Here is a 22,624-nt window from a genome sequence, read left to right as displayed (position 1 = left end):
TTTAACTCTGAACCCATAACTCTTAACTAAAGAAAAATGGCAATATATACAAGAGAACAAGCGGAGGCTTTGCTGAAAAAGGCCCTGGCTTACTCAAAAGCCGATGAGTGTGAGGTCACACTGAGCGGCAATATTGGCGGCAACATCCGCTACGCCCGAAACGAAGTATCTACCAGCGGTGCCGAAGAGAACGTGGCCCTGTCGGTAGAGTCGCGCTTCGGGAAAAAATCCGGGGTGGCCACCATCAACGAATTTGACGATGCCTCTCTGGAGAAAGTAATCCGTCGTGCCGAGGAGATTGCGCGCATTGCGCCGGAGAGCCCGGAGTACGTGCCCATGCTGGGACCACAGAAGTACGTCACGACTAAAGCGCACTTCGACAGCACTGCCAAAATAGACGCCGCCTACCGAGCCGATGCAGCTGCCAAAAGCATAAAAGCGGCCGCCGATAAAGGCCTGACTGCCGCCGGCTTCCTGGAGCACTCGACCAGTTTTATGGCACGATTAAACTCCAAAGGGCTGTTTGCCTACCATCCGTCCACGGTAGTCGATTTCTCGGTGACCATGCGTACCGAGGACGGTACCGGCTCCGGCTACGTGACGCAGGATTTCAGCGACGTGAGCAAACTCGACACAGGCGCTGCTTCCCAGATCGCAGCCAGCAAAGCGGTGAACTCCCGCAATGCTAAAGCGTTGGAGCCAGGCAAGTATACCGTCATCCTGGAACCAGCTGCTTCCATCGACTTGCTGCGCAATATGTTCGGCAACATGGATCAGCGTAACGCCGAAGAAGGCCGCAGCTTCCTGAGCAAGCCGGGCGGAAAGACCAAGGTAGGCGAGAAACTGGTAGACGAGCGCATCACGGTATACTCTGACCCAATGCACCCTGAGATCCCGTCCGCTCCGTTCGCCGGCGATGGCCGTCCGCGCGAGAAGACCACCTGGATTGAGAAAGGCGTGATCAAGAACCTGTACAACTCCCGCTTCTGGGCTGAGAAAACAGGTGCCAAATCGGTTCCTAACCCAGGCGGCGTGGTGATGGAAGGCGGCAATCAGACCTTGGAGGAAATGATCAAGAACACCAAACGCGGCATCCTGGTGACGCGCCTGTGGTACATCCGCTCCGTAGACCCGCAGACGCTGCTCTATACCGGCCTTACCCGCGACGGCACCTTCTACATCGAGAACGGCAAGATCCAGTACCCGGTGAAGAACTTCCGTTTCAACGAAAGCCCCATCATCATGCTCAACAACCTGGAGGCCCTGGGTCGTCCGCAACGCATTAACGGTAACCTGGTACCGCCAATGAAGATCCGCGACTTCACCTTCACCAGCTTGTCTGACGCGGTGTAGTCAGCTAACTTATACCTTGAATGCCGTATGCAGCTTTGTGTACGGCATTCCTTTTAACAGCAAATTTAACTTCTACTCCCCAAATGCAACCTTTCACCTTCGTCCGACTGCAATACCGCTCCGGCAACTGGGATACCGACCCGCGTATGCCGAGCAACCTGTTGCATTCGCTGATCGAGTACACGACGGTGAAGGTGAACGAGCAGGAAAAAGTAATTCCGTTGGAGAGTGCCGAGCTTTTCAACTACCCCTTCAGCTACCTAAGCGGCCACCGGTTGGTGCAGTTCAATCAAAAGGAGCGGCAGAACTTTGAGACCTATGTGCGCAACGGTGGCTTTGTGTTTGTCGATGATTGCAACCACGACATCGACGGACTGTTTGCCCGCTCGTTTGAGGAGCAGATGAAGCAGATTTTCGGGCAAGGCGCTTTGAAGAAGATCCCGAACAACCACAAGGTATACCGCAGCTTCTTCACCTTTGAAGATGGTCCACCTACGACATCGTTTGAGTTAAACGGATGGGGCGACGACCTGGTGCACGACTACCTGAAGGCGATTGAGATCAACGGGAAAATCGGAGTACTTTATAGCAACAAAGACTACGGCTGCGAATGGGACTACGATTTCCGAAACAAGCGGTGGCTGGCGGAAGACAATACGAAGTTTGGGGTGAACATTATTATGTATGCGCTGACGAGTTAAGTTGTCTGAATCAGGATTCTCAGGATTTAAAGACTAACAGGATTTTCATGGAAGATTGTCTTCCATGCCCCAAGGGTGACTGCTTGGCTACTGCTTTCCCATCTGTCATCCTGAAAGGATCTTGGTAGAAGGGGGGACAGGCAGTTGCTATAACACACCCCTGCCCCTCTCAAGAGGGGATTTTCAGCAGCTGCCATTTTAATGGTAGAAGCGTTGTAGCTGCAGTACATACCCCTGGCAGGTATAGGAAGACTAACTTGCACGCTCACTACAATGTAGAGAACTGTGCCAGGTGCACAAAATGACAATACACTGTTTGAGCGGTCAGCGAGTTTGTATTGTCTTGATTTTTTTGCTTACTTTTTTCATCAAGGAAAAAAGTTAGGCCTGCCCGGCCAGGGCAAGCTATAGAACAAATTAAGTTGCTACAAATTAAGCTGTAGCTAAGCCATTACAACAGCAGTTAAGCAACACCAAGTCATTAACCCATTAAACAGTGACTGAACAAGACATACACCAACTCCTCGGCAAGCTGCCGCAGCTCAAGCAGGAGATACAGAAAGTAATTATAGGGCAGGAGGAAGTGCTCGACGAGGTGCTGATTACGCTTTTGGCGGGCGGACACGGCTTGCTCGAGGGCGTACCGGGCCTGGCGAAAACCTTGCTGGTACGCACCTTGTCCAACGCCATGGACCTCAGCTTCCGCCGCATCCAGTTCACCCCGGACCTGATGCCAACCGACATTCTCGGAACGGAGGTGTTGGAAGAGGACCACGCCACAGGCAAGCGCTTCTTCAAGTTCAACGAAGGACCCATCTTCGCCAACATCGTGCTGGCCGACGAGATCAACCGGACGCCACCCAAGACCCAAGCGGCTTTGCTGGAAGCCATGCAGGAGTATGAGGTGACCTACGCGGGCACGACCTATACCTTGCCGAAGCCCTTTTTCCTGCTCGCCACCCAAAACCCAATTGAACAGGCCGGCACCTACCCACTGCCTGAAGCGCAGTTGGACCGCTTCCTGCTCTACATCAAAATAAAATACCCGACCGAGCTGGAGGAGCTGAACATCCTTACCAGCACCACTGGCACCCGACAGGTTCAGGTATATCCAGCCATTTCGGGCGAAGAAATACTGCAGCTGCGGCAACTGGTTCGTGAGGTGAGCATCAGCGACGATCTGCTGACTTACGTGAACCAACTGGTGCGTGCCACACGTCCTGACACGACTTCGAGCGAACACATCAAAAGCTATGTGCGCTGGGGGGCGGGTCCAAGAGCCGGGCAGGCGCTCATTCTAACATCCAAAGCAAGGGCCTTGCTGCAGGGACGCTTTGCCGTAACGGCCGCCGACGTGCAGACGATGGCGTTCCCGGTGCTACGCCACCGCATACTCGTTAACTTTACAGCCGAGGCCGAGCGCATCACCCCTGATAAAGTGGTGGAAGAGTTGCAGCAGCACATTAAACTGCCCAAAGCGGTACTGGTATAGTAGGTATAGCGGCGGCCGGGAACGTAGCACAAGCGCCTAACAAAGCAGCTCCACAGGGCAAACTGAAAACAAATGGAAGAGATAGAAAACGTAAAACTGACGGACGCAGGCACACAACTCCTGAAAAGGATTGTAGGGGAGAGAATCTGTTATTTTTTCACTGACAACATAAAAATACAGGCCACCGGCGGCAAAGTTACCTACTGGGCACCCGAGTTTGCCATTGGCCTGACCAAAAACAAGCAGGATCACCGCTTTATCAACATCAGTGCCGACTACAAGCTCACCTCCCGCTCATCCACCACATTTTACGAGTTCGAAATAGAGGAGAGCTGGATGCCGCTCCGCTGCGAGAAGCTCCTGCAGTCGGGTCAGCACTCTGAGATACGCGTGTTATCAACCCCTGTGCTGCTGATTGAGGTATACCAGGCCTGGAATCAGGAAGCTGACGAGGCCATTCACTACGATGCAGCCATTGTGCTGTACACCGACACGCAGAAGTTTCTGCTGCGGGTGCGCGAAGAGTTGATCGGTGGTGTAGACATCATTCTGGACGAAGCCACGATAGAGGCGGAACTGGCTGATCTGAAACTACGCCAGAGTCTGGTTTAACATTAGTGTTGTATGTCACAAACAGGGCATAAGTTCATCGATCCGAAGGTGCTGGCTACCATCAAAGACCTACCGCTGCTGGCCAAAACGGTAGTAGAGGGCTTTCTGAGCGGGCAGAACCAGAGCATCAGGCGAGGGGCCGGACTGGAGTTCAGCCAGTACCGCAGTTACCAGCCCGGCGACGACCTGCGCCAACTCGACTGGAAAATGTTTGCCCGCTCCGACCGCTACTACATCCGGGAAGCCGAAGTAGACACTAATATCACCGTGCGCTTTATTGTGGACGGCAGCGCGTCGATGGCGCACGAGGACGAGAACGGCCTGACCAAAATGGACTATGCCCGTTTCCTGGTGGCCTCACTCGCTTACCTGGCCACCACGCAGGGCGATGCGGTGGGTTTGTACGTGTTGCACGAGCAGCAGCTGATCAACCTGACGCCCCGCTCCGACAACATGCACTTACAGCGCTTCTGGCACCAGCTCGCCGAGATCAAGCCCAGCGGCCGCTTCCCTGACGCCCACACAGCTGCCAACCTATTCTCGGGTCGTCGCCAGAAGGAATTGACTGTATTTGTGACCGACCTGTATGAGCACGAACATGAAATAACGGATTTGCTTTACAAACTGGGCGCGCAGCGGCACGAATTGCTTTTGTGCCATTTGATGAGCCGCAACGAACTAGATTTTAAATATGAAGGCACCCTGACTTTCGAGGATCTGGAAACGGGCCAGACCATGCAGGTAGGCACCGCCGAGCAGCGCAAGACTTACCTGGCCAAGCTGCAGCACTGGCTCCGGCAAACCGAAAAAGCCATGCGCAACCGCCAGATCGCCTACGACCGCTTCGTGACCGATGAGCCGCTGGACAAGGCGTTGCGGGCTTTTTTGAAGAACAGACTGATTATGAGTTAGTGATTCGGTGAATGAGTGATTGAGTGAATGTTAAAAACGATGAAAGATAACTTTTCCGGACATGCGGCAGACTACGCCAGGTATAGGCCCGCCTACCCGCAGGAGCTCATGGCACATCTGGCAGGTATAGCGCCGGCCCGGCAGCTGGCCTGGGACTGTGCCACGGGCAATGGGCAAGTAGCCAGTATGCTCGCGCCGCTCTTCAACCAGGTGGTGGCCACCGACATCAGTGAGAATCAGCTGAAGAACGCCGTGCAGCTACCCAACATCAGCTACAAAGTAGAACAGGCAGAAAACTCCTCGCTGACCGATCAGTCTGTAGATCTGATCGTGGTGGCGCAGGCCGTGCATTGGTTTGATTTTGAGCGCTTTTATCAGGAAGTGAGGCGGGTGCTTAAGCCAAACGGCATCATCGCCATCATCGGGTATGGTTTGCTTAAAACGCATCCTGCACTGGATCAGGTCATAGGGCATTTATACAGCGAAGTACTCGACGGCTACTGGGACCCGGAGCGCAACTACCTCGACGAAGGCTATCGCACCATCCCGTTTCCGTTTCAGGAAGTGGAGGTACCGCCATTTAGCAGCAGCTATACCTGGACGCCCGACGACCTGATCGGTTACCTGAACACCTGGTCGGCCGTGAAGCACTACGAGAAACAACAGGGCCACAACCCGGTGCAGCTGGTCGAAAAGCAACTTCGGGAGGCTTTTGACAGAGAGACAGCCACTGTCAACTTCAATATTTTAACCCGAATTGGCAAACTACCCAATTCCCAAACTTTTTAACTTTCTAACTTCCCACCTTTCTAACTTTATTAACTTCCTTGACTTTCCTCTCCCCCTATTGGCTTTTTGCGGCGTCGGCGATACTAATCCCGATCGCGATTCACCTGTGGAACAGGCGGCAGGGGAAGACTGTGAAGGTGGGAAGCCTGCGCTGGCTGGAGCCATCGGCGAGCAAACGCTGGAGCAGTATCCGGTTAAGCGACGTCTGGCTTTTGGTGCTGCGTTGCTTAATTTTGATTCTATTGGCAGCCGCTCTGGCGAAGCCTGTTTGGGAAGGAGCTCCGAACGCTCAACAGGCACAAAAAGCCGTCTTCATCAGCCAAGAACTGCTGCATAGCGCCGCCCTCCGCGACATTAAACCGACGGTAGACGCCCTGATTCAGCGCGGCTATACCTTGCACCGCTATACCCCGGCTTTTGAGACTATACCTGCAGAAGCGTGGCAAGCACTTAGTGGCAACCCGACAGACTCTGTGGTGATCAGCGGCAACCATTGGGGCTTACTGCCCGCTTTGGCTCAACGCTATGATCAGGCACAGGACAGCGTGTGGCTTTTCACTTCGGATCAGCAACGTCACTTTACCGGAACCCCAACACCACTTCAGGAGAACATCCGCTGGGTACCGGTGGCCTTGGAAAACACCACCCATTGGATACAGACTGCCTATACCCTGAGTCCTGACAGTCTCTTGCTTATCACGGGCCAAAGCAGCCACGAAGGCACTTTATTTAATGCGAACCGGGTGGCGGCCGATGCCCGCGAGGCGACCATCAACGGCAGTTTGGTTAGGCTGAGTTTACAAAGTGATTCTCTCACAGCACAGTGGGGCAACAGTTTTTCACAACGCATAGCAATCCAAAAAGAACCACTCCGCATAGGTATAGCCCACGACAAGGCGCGACAAGCAGAGGTCCGTTACCTGCAGGCGGCCGTGCAGGCGATCAGCCGCTATACCGGTATGCCTATCGAAATACAGCGAATCGCTCCAACCGCCAAACCGGATACTTCCGCCACCTGGTTATTCTGGCTGAGCAGCGATGAAGTACCGGCCAACTGGCTGAATCAAGCGCAGGAAAAAGGCTCCAGACTATGGGTACAGCCGACTTCAGAGCCCGAACCTATCACCGCGCAACTGGCAAGTTCAGGTATAGAGAAGATCAGGATACACCAGCTCGCAGCAACAGGTATAGCCAACAGCAAAGCAGGCATAACGCCAGGCGAAGCAAGCACCGTGTGGCAGACAACAGCCGGAGAGCCCTTGCTCTTTGTGCAGCAGCTGGGCCTGGGCAAGGTATACCATTTCAGAAGCGGATTTGGCCCGGCATGGAGCCAACTGGGGCAGAGCGCGCAACTGCCGGAGCTCCTACTGCCTTTGCTTCTGCCACAACAAGCTGCCTCCAATTACGACGCCCGTGCGCTGGATGAAACACAACTGAAATCAACCGTGGTGCAGCCGCTCAACAAAGAAGACAAGTCGGAGAAGGAGCAGTACAGCCTGATTCCCTGGCTGGTGTTGCTGGCTTTTCTGTTATTTGTAGCGGAGCGATTGATCACCAGTAAACGAAGAACCGCCTGATGCAGGAAAGCCTCCATAGCTTACAGCGTATCCGCCGGGACTACATCCGGGCGAAGGGGTGGTTGTATGCCCTGCAGGCACTGGCTGTGGCGCTGGTGGGGGCGACCATTCTATACAAGTGGCGACTGGAAGTACCTTTGCTGGCTGGTTTGGCTGGTTTGACGATCCTGGGCGCTCTGCTATACCTGGGTTGGACCTGGAGCCAGCTCCGGAAGATCAAGCTCGAGCAGGTGGCCCGTCACCTCAACCGCAGCTATCCGCAGCTCGAAGACAGTGCCCAGCTCCTGCTTCGCGAAACTTCTGAACTTAACCTGTTGGAGCGCCTGCAGCAGCAGCGGGTGGCCAGCCAACTACAAACCGCTATACCTGAAAAGCAGTTGGTTTTTCACTTGCACAAGCAGCCTACTTACATAGCCTTAGGTATAGCCGTGCTCGTAGCGGCAGGTATAGCCGCGCTTCCGGCCGCCTCGGTGGCCGACGCCAGTACAACCACTCCCCTGCAACTCGACTTCCCCGACACGCCCGCAGCAGTAGCCGACACCGCCGTTATGATTCAGGAAATCGCCATCACCATTACGCCGCCTGCCTATACCGGACGCAAAGCCTATCAGGCCGGGCAGCCTAACCTGCGGGTGGAGCGGGGTGCCCGTGTGACCTGGCGCATCAGCACCAACCGACCTGCCCGCAGGTTAGCACTGGTGCTGAACGAAGGAAAGCCTCTCCCGCTGCAATCTCAGAACGGTCGCTATACCTTGTCGAGCACATTCACAGAGCCGGCGCTTTATCACATTGCTGTCAACGGACAAAAATCGGCCTACTATACCCTGGAGATCATTCCGGACGAAGCGCCAACCATCCAGATCACGAAGCCGGAGCAGTACACTGAAATTTTGTTTGGGGACCCGCAAAGGGTGACTATCCAGGCTGAGCTCTCAGACGACTACGGCCTGCGCGACGCGAATATGATCGCCACCGTCGCCAAGGGCACAGGCGAGGCCGTGAAGTTCAGGGAAGAGAAAATCAGCATTGGCTATAGCGGGCAACGACGTAACTTCCCCGTGAACAAAACCATCGACCTGCAGAAACTGGGCATGACTTACGGCGACGAGCTTTATTTTTATGTGCAGGCCTGGGACAACCACCGCGGCTATACCCGTTCCGAGACCTACTTTGTGCAGATTGAGGACACCACCATCGTAGAGAGTATGGACGACCTGACCATGGGCGTCAACCCCGTGCCCGAGTATTTCCGCAGCCAGCGCCAGATCATCATCGACACCGAAAAGCTGATCAAAGAACAAAAATCGCTGAGCCGTGCCGTGTTCGAGGAGCGTGGCAACAACCTGGGCGTGGATCAGAAGCTGCTGCGCCTGCGCTACGGCAAGTTCCTGGGCGAGGAGTTCGAGTCAGGTATAGGGCCGGGCGGCGGCATACCGGAGGGCGAAGAAGGACACGAAGAAGAGCATTTTGCCGGAGACGGCCACGACCACCCCGAGTTCGAAGACCAGACCAGCGTAGAAGCCCTGCTCGATCCTTACCTGCACAAGCACGATCAGGAAGAAGCTGCCACTTTCTTCGAGCCCGCCGTGAAAGCCAAACTGAAAGGGGCGCTGGCCCAGATGTGGGAAGCCGAGCTGCGGCTGCGCACCCATCGCCCGAAAGAAGCCTTGCCTTACGAGTACAAAGCACTGCGCATGCTCAAAGAAGTACAGCAAAGCACCCGTGCCTACGCCGCCAAAACCGGCTTCGACCCACCGCCCCTCAAAGAACCTGAAAAGCGCCTGACGGGCGACCTGAGCAAGATAAAAGCCCCCACGGAGCGCCGCACGATAGAAGCCGAAACCAAACTGCCTCATACCCGCGACGCTCTGAAGTGGCTTGAAAAACAAAAGCAGGGCGGCAGGTATAGCCAGCAGGACGTGGCGCTGCTCGAACGGGCCGGACGGGAACTGGCACAGGAGGCACTGGCCAAACCAGGCCGCTACCTTCGCGCCATGCAGGACCTCCGCATGCTCATAGCTGATATTAACGCTAATCGCGCGCTGTGTAGCAACTGCCTGATAACGGTGGAAAGAGCATGGTTCGAACTGTTGCCACCCGCCAAACCAGCGCCTCAGAAGCAGGGCACGACGCGGAGCAAGCTGGGGAGAGGGTATCTGGAGGAGTTGGGCAAGTAAGAGTTTAAGAGTTTAGAATAGGTCGTTTATTAGATAACAGTGTTATGAAAATCATCCTGCTAGCCCTTGGGGCTTTACTCTTTCTTGCTGGTTGTAGCGATAAAAAACAGACAGTCGCCGAAGAGTCGGCTCCAGTTACTGCTCCAGAAATCAGGGAAACTTCGCTAGCAAACTACAGGTCGTATTTCAAGTACACAGATCTGGATAGTTTTGCCATAGACAGCTTTAACTGGGACAATCGCTTAGGACAGTACAAGGAGCTTGACAGCACTACCTTTAAGCTTGTGTGGCAAAATAGCAAGCGGGTCTTTATAGGGAAGGACTATGACCGTGACTACTTCCACTCCTGGCAGAACAGAAATCCGGATTTTACAGAATTTACCGTCCTGACACAGGATGAATCAAGTTACTGTGACCTGCTGCACTATCTGATTTACGATAAAAACGGAAAGGCCATTGATAGCTTTATAGCCGCTGCTGGCTGTGGCGACGGCGGCTGGGGACTGCATTCTTATGGCAGGTTTATATCCGAAGACACCTACGAAGAAACAACGGTGGAGACAGAAATGGTGGAGATCGATTCAGTTACTAACGCAGAAGTTGTGGAGGGCGACTCCACGGTTACACATTACACCATTGGGCCGGATGGACGGGTTACTCAGAAAGAGATTTCAAAGACGCCTATACGACGCATCTATAACTAAAGCAGCTGCGCGATAAACAATCAGCAATTAAATGACCCCATATCTTCCATACCTCCTCGCTATCATAGCCGTGCTGCTGCTCGGCTGGCTGGCGTGGCGACGGCCTGACCGTAGGCGACTGGTGTGGCGACTACTAGCCAGTGCGGCGGCAGGAATCAGTCTGGTGCTCTTGCTTTTCCCGCCAAGCTATCAGAGGGCGCTCGACCCGGGCACCGCTATTCTGCTGACCGAGGGGTATGAACCTGACTCGCTTAGTGCGCTGTTGCAAAGGCTGGAACCAAGCCCGCTGGTCTATACCTACCAGACCCAGGCTCCAAAAGCAGCCGCTCTACCTGACCTGTATACCTTCCGGCAACAACAACCAGAGGTGCAGATGGTGCATGTGCTGGGCCATGGCTTGTCCGAGCAGGAACTGCTGGCGCTGCAAAACACAACTGTGATACCGCACCTATCCGGTATGCCAGCAGGTATAACTTCTATCACGTGGCCGGATGTGGTGGTGCTGGGCGAGGCGGTGGCGGTAGCCGGGCAGTATAACTTGCATTCTGCAGAAGAAACAACCCTATACCTGCAGGCCGCCGGACAAGCACAGGATTCTGTTATTTTCAAAGAAGCCGGCCAGCAACCCTTCCAGCTGCGCTATACCCCAAAGCAGCAAGGCCGCTATACCTGTAACTTGATCTCTAAGTCAGGTAACAATATGGATACGCTCGGCCAGGTGCCTGTGCAGGTATACCCAGCCTCCAAGCCCGCCGTATTGCTGGTATCCTCTTTCCCGCTTTTCGAGTTCAAGTTCCTAAAAAACCATCTGGGACAATTGCAGCATAAAGTAGCCCTGCGCAGCACGGTTAGCAAAGGGATGTACCAAAGTGAGTGGCTCAACATGCCGCAAACCGACCTGAGCCGCATTACGCCCAGGCTATTGCAGCAGTTTGATGTGGTGATCATTGAGCCGCAGGCTTTGCAGGAACTCCGCAGCGCCGAACGGTCTGCTCTGCAACAGGCCGTTACAGTGGATGGGCTGGGCGTGCTGACTGTTGCCGGTGAGCAATTGGGAAACCGAACCACTGCCTTCTTCACTAATTTCCAAAGCAAGCGCCTGTCGCAGCAGGATATCCGGAATGCAAGGGCAAACTGGATAAATGGTGAACCCGCCGCTATACCTGTGTCGCCTTATACCCTGGTGAGCAGCGAGGCCGTGACAGGGCTGATAGAAGAACAGAGCAACAACCTGTTGGCAGCCAGTCGAAGATCAGGATGGGGCACTGTGGCGCTTTCGGTGGTGCCTCAAACGTTCAGCTGGCAGCTCGAAGGAAAGCAAACCACCTACGCCAGCTATTGGGCACACCTGCTTTCGTCGGTGGCTAAGCGGGAAGTAAGGGAGAAGTTCTGGCAGGTAGCCAAACCACAAATGCCCCAAGTGCAACAACCGCTAACCTTGAAACAAACCGACTATACGCTGACCGAGGCTTCCGCCATACCTGCGGCAACCGTCCGCAGCACAACCGACTCGACACACACAGGTATAGCCCTGCAGCAAGGGGTGCACCAACCGGAGGTATACGAGGGCACTTTCTGGCCGCACCGCACCGGCTGGCATGTGGTGGAGTCGCCGGGAGTGGAGCCGTTTTATTTTCTGGTGCAGGATAGTGCTGCGTGGCTCCATCAAAGTGTACAAGCTAAACGGGAGGCAACCACGCAGTTCGCCTCACAGCAGCAGCGCAGTTCCGGAACGGCTGGCACAACGGCCTATGCAACAGAGGAGGTACCGGTAATCTGGTTCTTTGTGTTGTTTGTGCTGAGTGGCAGCTTTTTGTGGCTCGAAGAAAAGCTGTAGCATTAGAAATTCCGGGGAACACCCGATTAAAATAGGCTGCCCCATAACCTGCTTCAGAGTACGGTTTATACCTTGAGTTTTTGAAGCCAGGGTAGTTTGACTTTTACCAAATTCTCCTCAAATTGCCTCAATTTATACCCCATATGTCAAAATTTCTAAGCCTTCCCGGCTGTCTTTGTGGCTTATTCTTTCTTACCCTCCTGAGCAGCTGCGAGGGCAACCTGCCTATACCTGGCAAACCAGATGTGATTATTGAAGGGCACATCACCACAGACGGCACCAGGCCCGCACCTCAGATGCAGGTCAAGCTTGTCAGAAGCAAACCAGCTTCTCCTGACATAGACGAACTGACTGCCAGAACGGACGCCAATGGTTATTACAAGTTTAAATTCAAGGCTAATCACGAGCTCAACGAGCGGAACTACGGCATCAGCTACGACATCTCCATATCTGAGAACGACCCATACTTCTGTTCCTCGAGCTACGCACAAATCGGCCACTTACCCAGCGCGGACACCACGTTGGTTTACAACTTCACGCTACCCCGCCGGACTGAAATAAAGTGCGTGTACAAAGACCCGGCAAAAGCCACACTTTACGAGCTCAACACGATTTTCAGATTTACCTGTGGCGTTGAGAGCAATGCCAACCAGTTTTTGAATGAAACGGGCGCTGTGAGCATGACTTACACCGAAAATCCGCTCTACATTCCCGCCGACATACCTGTCGTGGTGGTGACCAGGGGCATAGACCGGCAGCAGTCGAAAGCATTGGAGAAGCAGGACACGATCAGGGTGCCCTATGGCGCTTCTTATACCCACGTCATCGACTTTTAGTGCTCTTTGTAGACTGCCTTCGCCGCGAAGGTATCCAGCAGCTGGATCAGATCCGGGATGCACTCGAGGTTGAGGGTATGGCCCACGTGCGGGAGTATCTCCAATTCCCCGTGCGGTAGCGCCTGGTACATGGCTCTTCCCATCTCGGGGGTGCAGAGCATGTCTTCCTCGCCATGCACCACCAGCACCGGTACCTGCACTTTCTTGAGTTCTTCGAGGTAGTTGCCGCTTTCTTCTGTGGCACGCACCAGCTTCAGCAGTCGCTCTGGGGTAGGGCTTTGGCTGGTCTTGTTGTTTTTGAGGTTTTCTATCGTGATGATCGGGTTGAGAAAATAGCTGCGTCCCAGCACAAAAGGCAACATCACATCGAGCATGAGCGGGTAGCCGCCTGCCAGCAGGGCCTGTTTCCAGCTTGCCCCGATCGCATCGAAGTAAGCGTCTTTGTACGGGAAAGTAGAGAGCAGCACACCCCGCTGCACCAGCTCCGGGTGATTGACTAAAAAGCGCTGCGCCACCGCCCCTCCATAGGAGATCCCCACCAGTATCGTTTCGCTGGGTAACTGCAGTGCCCGGAGCAGGTCGGCCACATCAGCGGCATGCTGTTCGAAACTTCGGTGCTCCGGCGCCTCGTCCGACTGCCCCTGAAACACCAGATCCACCAGCACCAGCCGGTAGTTTTTGCCAAGCGCATGCACCAGTCCCGCCCAGGCAGCCGTCGACTGCGAGAGCCCGTTCAGGAAAACCATCGCTTGCGAAGCATCAGCGTTTCCGTGCAGTTCATAATGCATTTCCAGTCCGTCGGGTAGGCGATGTCTCATGGGGTTGTCTGTTTGAGGTGAAGGGATGATAACCAAATCTACTGGAAAATTCTGAAGGGTGCTGGGTGAGATGCGGCCAAACTATACCTGCATCAGGTGTAGGTATAGATTTTCGCGGTAAACTTCCTGTAAAGATCGGCTGCTATACCTAAGCAATGTGCCCAGCGCGTATCCGGTGGCCTTTCGCCATGCCAGCTGGCAAACAACCTATACCTTATACTGCTTGGCTTTTTACTGTTTCCATCGTGAGCCAACTTGCTAAACTGTCGGCAGGATAGCCATAAAGTCTGGCGGCCAGCGCCTTTCTGATTATAATCCTGGCATGCAAACGTTCAGGTACAGATGTGGTTAGCAGATCTCGCCTTCCAGCTGCAGTTGCTTATCTGTGGCCTGCTCAGGTATAACCAGCGGCACGGTAAAGTAAAACCGACTGCCCTTTCCAAGCGCTGTCTCTACCTGTATAGTACCCCCGTTCCGCTCCACAAAATCGCGGCAAAGCAGCAGACCCAGGCCGGTGCCTTTCTCGTTTATAGTGCCCTTGGTTGCCATGGCCGGCGTTTCCAGCTTAAAGAGCGTGGCCAGCACATCGGGGCTTACACCGGTGCCCTGGTCGGTTACGGCTATCGTCGCCATGTTGCCCGGGCCCTCTTCCGCAGACACCTGTATCAATCCGCCCGGGTACGAGAACTTAATGGCGTTGTGCAGCAGGTTACGCACCACAAAGTCGAGCATGTGGGCGTCGGCACGTACCTGTAGCTGCATCGGCACTTCTACCTGCCAGGCGATCTGCTTGGTATCAGCCGTATCTTTGAGCAGGGTCACGTTGCGGTTCACCAGTTCGGCCACCTGTAGCGCTTCCGGCTCAAAGCGCACATGGTGCCCTGAGGCTGTCTGGGCGGTCGACCATTGCAGCAGGTTTTCGAGCAGGGCCTGCAGGTTGCGCACCGATACCTGCGTATGAGTGGCTAGTTTCTGCATCTGCTCCGGCTTCATCTTGTCCGAGAAATTCACCAGTATATTCAGGAAAGACTCCAGTGTGGCCAGCGGCGTGCGGATGTCGTGCGAGATGATGGAGAAGAAGCGGTCCTTGAAATAGTTGAGCCGGCGCAGCTTGTGCTCCGAGGCCTTGAGCTTGCGCACCGTGTCTTTCAGCTCCTGCGTACGATGCCGGAGAGCAGCCGTGCGGTTGGCCACCATCACTTCGAGTTCGTTTTTCTGTTGCTCGATCAGCAGCTTGCGCTCCGTTTCCTTCTCGCGCTCGAGTCGCTCCTTCTCGAGCACTTTGGCGTTGAGCTCGCTTGTCACGGTGTTCAGCCTGTAGGCCAGACCGAGCGAGAACAGCACCACCTGCGCCACTACACCTACCTGCGCCGCATACACGGTCACCAGGTTGTCCGGCACCAGATGATTCTCTTTCAGGATGAACAGCAAGGCCCCGACCACAAAGAACACATTGGCGATCAGGAAATAAAGCGCCGGCCTATACCCCTGGCGCAGCGACTGTATACTGGTCAGCACCATGGCCAGCAGCACCAGTCCACCGATGATGCCGATCAGGCTCACGCAAGCCTGCAGCAGGTCGAGGGGCGTGAAGTAAGAGAGCAGGCCCATTCCTACCGGCAGAATGTAGAGCAGGGCCAGCAGTGTCAGCATTTTGTCCCACACAGGCATGGTGCGCTGGGTATTGAGGTAGTGGCGTGTGAACAGCACCCGGAACAGGCCATTGAAGGTAACAATAAACGGGAAACTGTGTGCATTCCAGAGCGGGGAGTTCGGCCAGAGCAGCTCAAGGGCAAAGCCATGGTAGAACATGAAGTAGAGCCCCGTGCCCAGCAGCGCCAACACATAGTACAGGTAACTGCGGTCGCGCACCGAGGCAAACAGCACCAAGTTGTAAAGCGTCATCACCAGGATAATGCCGATGAAAAGGCCCTGCCCGAAAAGCCTGTCGCTGTTGGCGGCGCTCACCTGCTCCGGCAGTAGCAATTGTACCTGCAGCCCCTGGGGCTTGTACAGGTCGATGTCGCTCTGCAGACGCAGGAATAGGGTGGTGGTGCTGTTGGGCAGGAGCTCCAGCCGGATGTAGGATTTATAAGAAGGCACGTCACGCTCCCCGATGGGCAAAAGCCGGCCTGTGCGCTTTAAGGTATAGCCTGCGCCGGTTTGCTGAAAGAGTTCGATGTGGCTCCAGTCACCGGCATAGAGCAGGCGCATCTGTTCGCGGTCGCTCGGGTTCCGCAACACTACCCGCACCCAGTGCACCGTTTTGCCCGGCTGCAGCACGGTACCGGTACCGTTTGGCGTAAAGCGGTGCGTTTGAACCTGGTCAAGCGTCAGCGTCGCACTTGGGTCGTGGTATACCTGCAGGGCCTCGGCTATACGCTGTTCCGAAGCCGTCACATCCACCGTATCGGGTGCCTGCGCACGGGCTTGCAACACTGCCAACAGGAAAGGCAGCAAGGCGAGCACCCTGAAAAAGCGGCGCAAACAACAGGTATAGGAAGGCGCAAACATACGTCAATTTACAAAATAATCTCAGTTCAGCTATACTTAGGAGAGTAAGAGATTTCGCCGATGGAAACCTTTTGCTATATTGAGCTGCTATACCTGACCGATTTTACTTACACCTATACCTATGGCCCGGCTAAAATTACTGATTGCAGAAGATGATGTGGTGATTGCCCAGAACCTGTCGCTTTCGCTGGAGTCGATGGGCTACGAGGTGTGTCAGGCCGTGAGCTCGGGCGAGGAGTTGCTGCTGCAGGTGCACCAGCACCTGCCGGACCTGATCATTCTCGACATCACGCTTGACGGCAAGCTCGACGGCATAGAGACCGCTGCCATGTTGGCGAAGGCCACCAGGGTGCCTTTCATTTTCATGACGGCTTTTTCGGATAAGGAGACCATCGACCGCGCTAAGCAAACCAACCCGCATGCCTACCTGGTGAAGCCTTTTGATGCCCGCACCCTGCAAAGCAGCATCGAACTGGCCATTCACAACGCCGGCACCTGGCAGTTGCAACCAGCGGCTTTACCTGCCCAGCCCACCGATACCGTAGAGGCCGACAATTTTCTGCTGCACGACGCCCTGTTTGTGAAAGTGCGCAACCGCCTCGAGAAAGTGATGCTCGAGGACATCGTTTGGGCCGAAGCGCAGGACATCTACTGCAACATCAAGACGCGCACGCACCTGCACCTGGTCAGCCAAAGCCTGAAGAACCTGGAGCAGCGCCTGCCCGCCGGCCAGTTTATGCGCGTCCACCGCTCCTACATCGTGCAGCTCACCGCCATCGAAGCCATCGAAGACAACAACATCCTCATCGGCGGCAAACAGATCCCGATCGGCAACACCCACCGCGACGCCTTGCTGAAGCGCCTGCAAATACTGTAGCGTGTTGGAGTTTGAGAGTTGAGGAGTTTAAAGGTCTCCTGTTCTGAGCTTTGAATGGGGAGGGTATGCAGGTATAGGGCGCAGATCATGCACCGAATAAACAATTCAACAATCAGCAACCAACAATTCAACCATCCCGGTGATTCACCACTCACTCATTCAAAATTCACCTCACCTTCTCCCTTACCGATTTAACCTTAATTTAATCTCGTTTGGCAAGTATAGGCTTCTGTCAATGTTTATTATTAGCTAAATTAATTCAATATTTCCTTAGCAATAATACCATCAAGCATGAATAGTCTGGCATCATCGGAGCTTGTTACGGCTGGTTGGGTACTCGTACTCGCCTACGCAGGCATTATCCTGTTCTTTGTGATTCGGGGCGCACTGCGCATCCGCTCCATCTCTGACTATGCCCTCGGCAACGTGGCCTTCTCACCCATTGCCGTAGGTTTAGCGCTGGCTGCCTCCATGACGAGTGCCGCCACCTTTATCATCAATCCAGGCTTCGTAGCGCTGTATGGCATCAGCGGGGTCATTTCTATGGCGATCGCCCTGCCCGTAGCGGCCCTGGTCTCGCTGGTCGTGCTCACCAAGGGCTTCCGCAAGATGGGCACCGCCGTAAAGGCGCAAACCATGGCCCAGTGGATGGGGCTGACCTACAAGAGTCGCGGCTATGCCATGTTCTTCGCGATCCTGTCGCTGCTGCTCATCACGTTCATCGTGCTCATCTGCGTAGGGCTTACCAAGGTGCTGGCCAGCGTGCTCAACCTCAACGAGCTGCATGTGTGCGTCGGCATTGTGGTGTTTGTGTTCGGCTACATGATGTTCGGAGGCGCCAACTCCATGGTATACACCAACATGATTCAGGCGGTGCTGATGCTGATTGTGGCGTTCATCCTGCTGGGTTCCGGCTACGAGCACTTCAGCAATGGCGTGCATGGTTTTCTGGACAAACTGGCGGCTATCGATCCGCTGCTGGTGTCTCCCACTAACCCGGAGAGCTTTCTGTTCCGCGATAACTTTGAGATCATTTTCTGCCAGTTCATCATCGGGGTGGCCATCGTTTGCCAACCGCACATCATCACCAAATCACTTTTACTCAAGAACGAAAAAGATGTGAACCTATACCTGCTGACGGGTTTGCTGGCGCAGGGACTTTTCTTTTTGGTGGTGTTCGCCGGTCTCTACGCCCGTCTTTCTTTCCCGGATATGACAGTAAACGGGCAACCGCTGCCAGTGGATGGTATCATGTCGGCTTATGTGGTGAAGGAGTTCCCGGTATACATGGGCTTGTTGGTAGTGCTGGGGCTGATCTCGGCGGGTCTCTCTACTTTGGAAGGCCTTATCCAGTCACTCTCCATCACCATTACCTCCGACATCCTGGCCCCGGTCGTGGGCGAAGGCATCACCAAAAAAGGTGTGCTGGTTAACCGCCTCGTGATCGTGGTGCTGGCGGCCGTCACCATCTGGCTGACGTTTGACCAACTGCAAAACCCGAACCTAAGCGTGGGCATTTTTGCGCAGAACGGGGTATACGCCTACTTCTCGGCCGCCTTCGTACCGGTGCTCTTCGGCATGTTCCTGCGCCGGGTTCCGCTTATTGCCCCGGTGGCGGCGTCCATCACTTCGGTGATCGTGCATTTCGGCGTGTACTACGGCGGTCTCACCACCTACATGCAGGCGCCGGTGCGCAACCCAGGTATAGCCGCCGCATTGGCCATACTGGCTTCGGTAGCCGTGGGACTTATCTTTTACTACGCCTTCCGGAAGCCAGCCACTGAGCCGACAACAGAAGACCCTTCACTTTTAACTGAACCGACCTATGAAAGTGAGCTCAAAAACTAAACTCATGCTGGCATCGCTTGGCCTGCTATACCTGCACACGGCCTGCCAGTCGGCGCAGCCTGCCGCCACCTCCACAGGTATAGACAAGACCACCGACACGGCAACAGCCAGCACCGAGACCACTGCCGTTGCACCAGCTGCCGATCCTGTGTTCGAAGGGCTGAACTACAAGTATGCGGTCAAAAAAGTGACGCTGCCCAACGGCACCAAACTAGCTTATACCGACGAGGGAAAAGGACCTGAAACGCTGATCTTCATACATGGACTGGGCAGCTACCTGCCTGCCTGGGATAAGAACGTGGCCGAGCTGAGCCAGCATTACCGCTGCATCGCCATCGACCTGCCCGGCTACGGCAAGTCCGACAAAACAGGTATAACGCCAGGTATGGCGAGCTACGCCGCCAATGTGCTGGCCCTGATGGATGCGCTTGAATTGAAACAAGCTACTCTGGTCGGGCACTCCATGGGCGGGCAGATCGCCATCACCGCCGCCCTGAAAGAGCCGCAGCGCATCAAGCATTTAATACTGGCCGCCCCGGCTGGTATAGAAACCTTCACCGAGCAGCAAAAACAGCTTTTCAAGATGACGGTGACGCCGGAGAGCGTGCAGAAAACCACGCCGGAGCAAGTGGTAGCTAATTTTAAAATGAACTTTCACCAGATGCCAGGGGATGTGCAGTATATGATCGACGACCGCCTGAAAATGGCTGAGTCGGCTGAATTCGGGGCCTACAGTACGGCTGTGGCTGGCAGTGTGGCCGCTATGGTCGACGAGCCGGTGTACGAACAACTGCCGCAGGTGCAGGTGCCGACGCTCATCATCTTCGGCAGTAATGACGCGCTTATACCTAACCGCTACCTGAACCCCAACCTAACCACCCAGGCCGTGACCGAAACCGCGCGCGAGCGCATTCCCAACAGCCAACTGGTGCTGCTGCCCGAAGCGGGGCATTTCCTGCAGTACGAGCAGGCGGGCGCTTTTAACAAAACGATCCGGGATTTTCTGAAATAGCATCTAAACCTTAACCTTTAATATCTAACCTAATTATCATGAAAAAAATTTACTCTCTCCTGTTCGCACTCCTTGCAGTGACACAGGTGGCACTGGCCCAAAGCGGCAGTGTGCGAGGCCGCGTGCTCGGGGCCGATACCAGGGAGCCCCTGACGGGTGCCACAGTTTTGCTTGAAGGAACCACCAAAGGCGCCTCTACGGATGCGGCCGGTGAGTTCAGTATTATGGATGTGCCAGCCGGCACCTACAACATGCGTATTTCTTATGTAGGCTATACCTTCCCAAGACAATCCATCACGGTTAGCTCTGGTGGCACAACCGACATCGGCACTGTGACCATGAACACTACTCAGGTAGTAGGCGAGGAAATTGTGGTAACGGCTTCCCGTCGTCCGGAGAAACTCACCGAGGCGCCCGCCGCCATCAGCGTGATCTCCACGCGCGACCTGACCGAGCTGCCTTCTTTTAACGTGGGTGAGTTGCTCAACAAGGTGCAGGGCGTGGAAGTGGTGCGCTCTGGGGTGGCCGGTATCGGCATCAACGCCCGCGGCTTCAACAATGCCTTTAACGTGAAGATGTTCCAGCTTACCGACGGCCGTAACTCCATGCTGCCGGGCGGTACCGGCCTTCCGGCCGGTGTTTACAATACCGTGATCAAAGAAGACATTGAGCGGGTGGAAGTGATTCTGGGCCCTTCTTCGGCACTTTATGGTCCGAACGCGCACAACGGGATCATCAACACGATCACCAAAGACCCACGTCGTCATCCGGGCACCACCGTTACGCTGGGTGCCGGTAACCAAAGCGTTCTCTCGGCCCGCGCCCGCCATGCCGGGGTGATCAACAGCAAGTTTGCCTATAAAGTGAATGCAGAATACACGCAGGGCAAAGACTTTGAATTCATCGACACCGTTTACAATGCCACACTGGGTGCCTTGCCTGAGTATGATGTGGATTTCAACTTCAACTTCAAGCGTGCCAGCGCCGCCGTGTATTACAGCCCGACCCAGAACATGGATGTGATCCTGGACTACGGTATCGGACAAGGCTCTAACATTGGCGTCACCAACAACGGCCGTAACCAGATCGACGGCTGGACTTTCCAGTACCTGCACGGCCGCATCGTAACGCCACGCATCTTTGCACAGGTATACAACACCTGGAACGATGCCGGTGACACTTACCAGATCAACGCCCGCACCAACAATTACTATACCTTGCGTGCCTTGGGTCAGTCGCAGGAAGTGGCACACGAAAAGTCCAAGACAGGTGCTGCCAGAGGAGAGCTATACCCTAACTCTCCGGCCATCGCTTTCCCGGGCTTCATCGACAAGAGCCACCGTCTGAACGGAGAGGTGCAGTACAACAACAGCTATGGTGGTTTTGATATCGTAACCGGCTTGAGCTTCCAGCGCGACGTGGCCTATAGCCGCCAGACTTATCTCGATGACCGCAACGGCGATATCATCCTGAACCAGTACGGTGCTGTTGCCCAGATCGAGCGCGGCCTGGGTGACCGTGTACGCGCTGTGGTGGGTGCCCGCCTCGACCGCCACGATAACTACGGCACGCAGTTCAGCCCGAAAGCCGCCCTCACACTCAACGCGCTGGCCGGTACTTTCAGAGCCACTTACGGTCGCGCCTATGCGGCCCCTTCCATCCAGTTCCAGGAGTTTTACCTGAACAATGGTGCCCTGGCCATTCTGGGTAGCGGCGCCGGCCTGACGATACAGAACACCGAAACAGGTGCCACCCGTGAGATTCCGAAACTGGAGCCGGAGCGTGTGCAGACCTTCGAATTGGGTTACAAAGGCACTCCAACCGACAAGTTTTATGTGGACTTGAGCACATGGTATTCTATGTCTGAGGACTTTATCTCGCCACTGACAGCCATCACCCCGCTTATGGGCAAAGAGAAAGTGATTCGCAAAGGTACTGAAGACGTGACAGAGGCCGCTTCTAACGCGCTGAACTACTACCTCACCTACCTGAACTATGGTAACGTGAACTCCTGGGGTACCGATCTTGGCCTGAACTACTACCTGAACAATAACTTCAGCGTAGGCGCCAAGTACTCTTACTTCAACTCTGACATTACGGACCACGACAACCTGGACAACGACGCGAATGGTGACGGCAAAGTGGTTCCCGCTGAAAGCAGCCTGAACGCACCGAAGCACCGCTACAATTTCAACTTCACGGCCCGTGACCTGTTCAACAACAAATTCTTTGGCTCTGTGAACGTGCGCATCCTGCCAGAGTATGACTTCTACTCCGGTTCGCAGGTGGCAGCTAAAGAAAATGCAAATAAGCGTGTGGCACCGCTCCTTTACAATTACGGACCGCTGGGTGGCTTTACCTCTGTGGACGTGAGCGCTGGCTACCGTTTCACGCAGATGATCACACTGGGTGCCAGCGTATCCAACCTGTTCAATACCGAGCAGCGCGAGTTTGTGGGTTCACCGGTTATCGGCCGCCTGTACTCAGCTGAACTGCGCTTCGACTTCGGTGGCAAAAAAGACAAAAACGACGTTAGGTAGATTAGATTAAGGTGAAGGCAGGGCG

Annotated in this window: 17 protein-coding genes; 15 read left to right on the top strand and 2 right to left on the bottom strand. The window is 54.9% G+C overall.

The genetic code is table 11. From position 1 onward, the window contains the following. The first annotated feature begins 36 nt into the window (after positions 1–36). The 11 genes from IEV97_RS07545 (at position 37) to IEV97_RS07495 (ending at position 12,990) form a co-directional block, all read left to right on the top strand. Positions 37–1,353: a TldD/PmbA family protein gene (locus IEV97_RS07545; protein ID WP_188500885.1), complete on the top strand. Its 1,317-nt coding sequence runs from the start codon at positions 37–39 to the stop codon at positions 1,351–1,353. Positions 1,354–1,436: 83 nt separating this feature from the next. After that, entirely contained in the window at positions 1,437–2,054 is a 618-nt protein-coding gene (locus tag IEV97_RS07540; RefSeq protein ID WP_188500884.1) for a DUF4159 domain-containing protein, read from the top strand. A 496-nt stretch (positions 2,055–2,550) separates the two neighbouring features. Further along, positions 2,551–3,546 carry an AAA family ATPase gene (locus IEV97_RS07535; RefSeq protein ID WP_188500883.1) on the top strand — a complete coding sequence of 332 codons (996 nt, stop codon included), beginning with the start codon at positions 2,551–2,553 and terminating at the stop codon, positions 3,544–3,546. A gap of 72 nt (positions 3,547–3,618) precedes the next feature. After that, positions 3,619–4,158 carry a hypothetical protein gene (locus IEV97_RS07530; RefSeq protein ID WP_188500882.1) on the top strand — a complete coding sequence of 180 codons (540 nt, stop codon included), beginning with the start codon at positions 3,619–3,621 and terminating at the stop codon, positions 4,156–4,158. A gap of 12 nt (positions 4,159–4,170) precedes the next feature. Beyond that, positions 4,171–5,070, top strand: coding sequence for a DUF58 domain-containing protein (locus IEV97_RS07525; protein WP_188500881.1), 900 nt, complete (start codon positions 4,171–4,173; stop codon positions 5,068–5,070). A gap of 39 nt (positions 5,071–5,109) precedes the next feature. After that, positions 5,110–5,859: a class I SAM-dependent methyltransferase gene (locus IEV97_RS07520; RefSeq protein ID WP_188500880.1), complete on the top strand. Its 750-nt coding sequence runs from the start codon at positions 5,110–5,112 to the stop codon at positions 5,857–5,859. Between the two features lie 38 nt (positions 5,860–5,897). Further along, positions 5,898–7,436 carry a BatA domain-containing protein gene (locus IEV97_RS07515; protein ID WP_188500879.1) on the top strand — a complete coding sequence of 513 codons (1,539 nt, stop codon included), beginning with the start codon at positions 5,898–5,900 and terminating at the stop codon, positions 7,434–7,436. After that, complete coding sequence (locus tag IEV97_RS07510; RefSeq protein ID WP_188500878.1) at positions 7,436–9,613, top strand: DUF4175 family protein; 2,178 nt, start codon at positions 7,436–7,438, stop codon at positions 9,611–9,613. The genes IEV97_RS07515 and IEV97_RS07510 overlap by 1 nt, the downstream gene beginning before the upstream one ends. Positions 9,614–9,657: 44 nt before the next feature. Then, positions 9,658–10,317: a hypothetical protein gene (locus IEV97_RS07505; protein WP_188500877.1), complete on the top strand. Its 660-nt coding sequence runs from the start codon at positions 9,658–9,660 to the stop codon at positions 10,315–10,317. 31 nt (positions 10,318–10,348) lie between these two features. Beyond that, positions 10,349–12,154 (top strand): hypothetical protein, encoded by a 1,806-nt coding sequence (locus tag IEV97_RS07500; protein WP_188500876.1) that lies wholly within the window; start codon positions 10,349–10,351, stop codon positions 12,152–12,154. Between the two features lie 143 nt (positions 12,155–12,297). Beyond that, the gene (locus tag IEV97_RS07495; RefSeq protein ID WP_188500875.1) at positions 12,298–12,990 is read left to right on the top strand and encodes a hypothetical protein; all 693 of its coding nucleotides are present in this window, start codon (positions 12,298–12,300) and stop codon (positions 12,988–12,990) included. Here IEV97_RS07495 and IEV97_RS07490 read toward each other — a convergent pair. Together IEV97_RS07490 and IEV97_RS07485 are read right to left on the bottom strand one after the other, a co-directional pair. After that, positions 12,987–13,808 carry an alpha/beta fold hydrolase gene (locus tag IEV97_RS07490; RefSeq protein ID WP_188500874.1) on the bottom strand — a complete coding sequence of 274 codons (822 nt, stop codon included), beginning with the start codon at positions 13,806–13,808 and terminating at the stop codon, positions 12,987–12,989. The two genes, IEV97_RS07495 and IEV97_RS07490, sit on opposite strands and share 4 nt — an antisense overlap. 348 nt (positions 13,809–14,156) lie before the next feature. Beyond that, positions 14,157–16,322, bottom strand: coding sequence for a sensor histidine kinase (locus tag IEV97_RS07485; protein ID WP_188500873.1), 2,166 nt, complete (start codon positions 16,320–16,322; stop codon positions 14,157–14,159). Between the two features lie 121 nt (positions 16,323–16,443). Between IEV97_RS07485 and IEV97_RS07480 the strand changes: the two genes are divergently transcribed. The 4 genes from IEV97_RS07480 to IEV97_RS07465 all read left to right on the top strand — a co-directional run bounded on the left by IEV97_RS07480 (position 16,444) and on the right by IEV97_RS07465 (position 22,599). Next, positions 16,444–17,199, top strand: coding sequence for a LytR/AlgR family response regulator transcription factor (locus IEV97_RS07480; RefSeq protein ID WP_188500872.1), 756 nt, complete (start codon positions 16,444–16,446; stop codon positions 17,197–17,199). A gap of 291 nt (positions 17,200–17,490) precedes the next feature. Next, complete coding sequence (locus IEV97_RS07475; RefSeq protein ID WP_188500871.1) at positions 17,491–19,047, top strand: sodium/pantothenate symporter; 1,557 nt, start codon at positions 17,491–17,493, stop codon at positions 19,045–19,047. Beyond that, positions 19,025–20,059, top strand: coding sequence for an alpha/beta fold hydrolase (locus IEV97_RS07470; RefSeq protein WP_188500870.1), 1,035 nt, complete (start codon positions 19,025–19,027; stop codon positions 20,057–20,059). The genes IEV97_RS07475 and IEV97_RS07470 overlap by 23 nt, the downstream gene beginning before the upstream one ends. A 38-nt stretch (positions 20,060–20,097) precedes the next feature. Further along, entirely contained in the window at positions 20,098–22,599 is a 2,502-nt protein-coding gene (locus IEV97_RS07465) for a TonB-dependent receptor (protein WP_188500869.1), read from the top strand. Positions 22,600–22,624 lie beyond the last annotated feature (25 nt).

This window comes from Pontibacter amylolyticus (assembly GCF_014638845.1).
Classification (GTDB): Bacteria; Bacteroidota; Bacteroidia; order Cytophagales; family Hymenobacteraceae; genus Pontibacter; species Pontibacter amylolyticus.
Note: the sequence above shows the minus strand (reverse complement) of the source record. Positions and strands in the feature narration are given on the sequence as shown.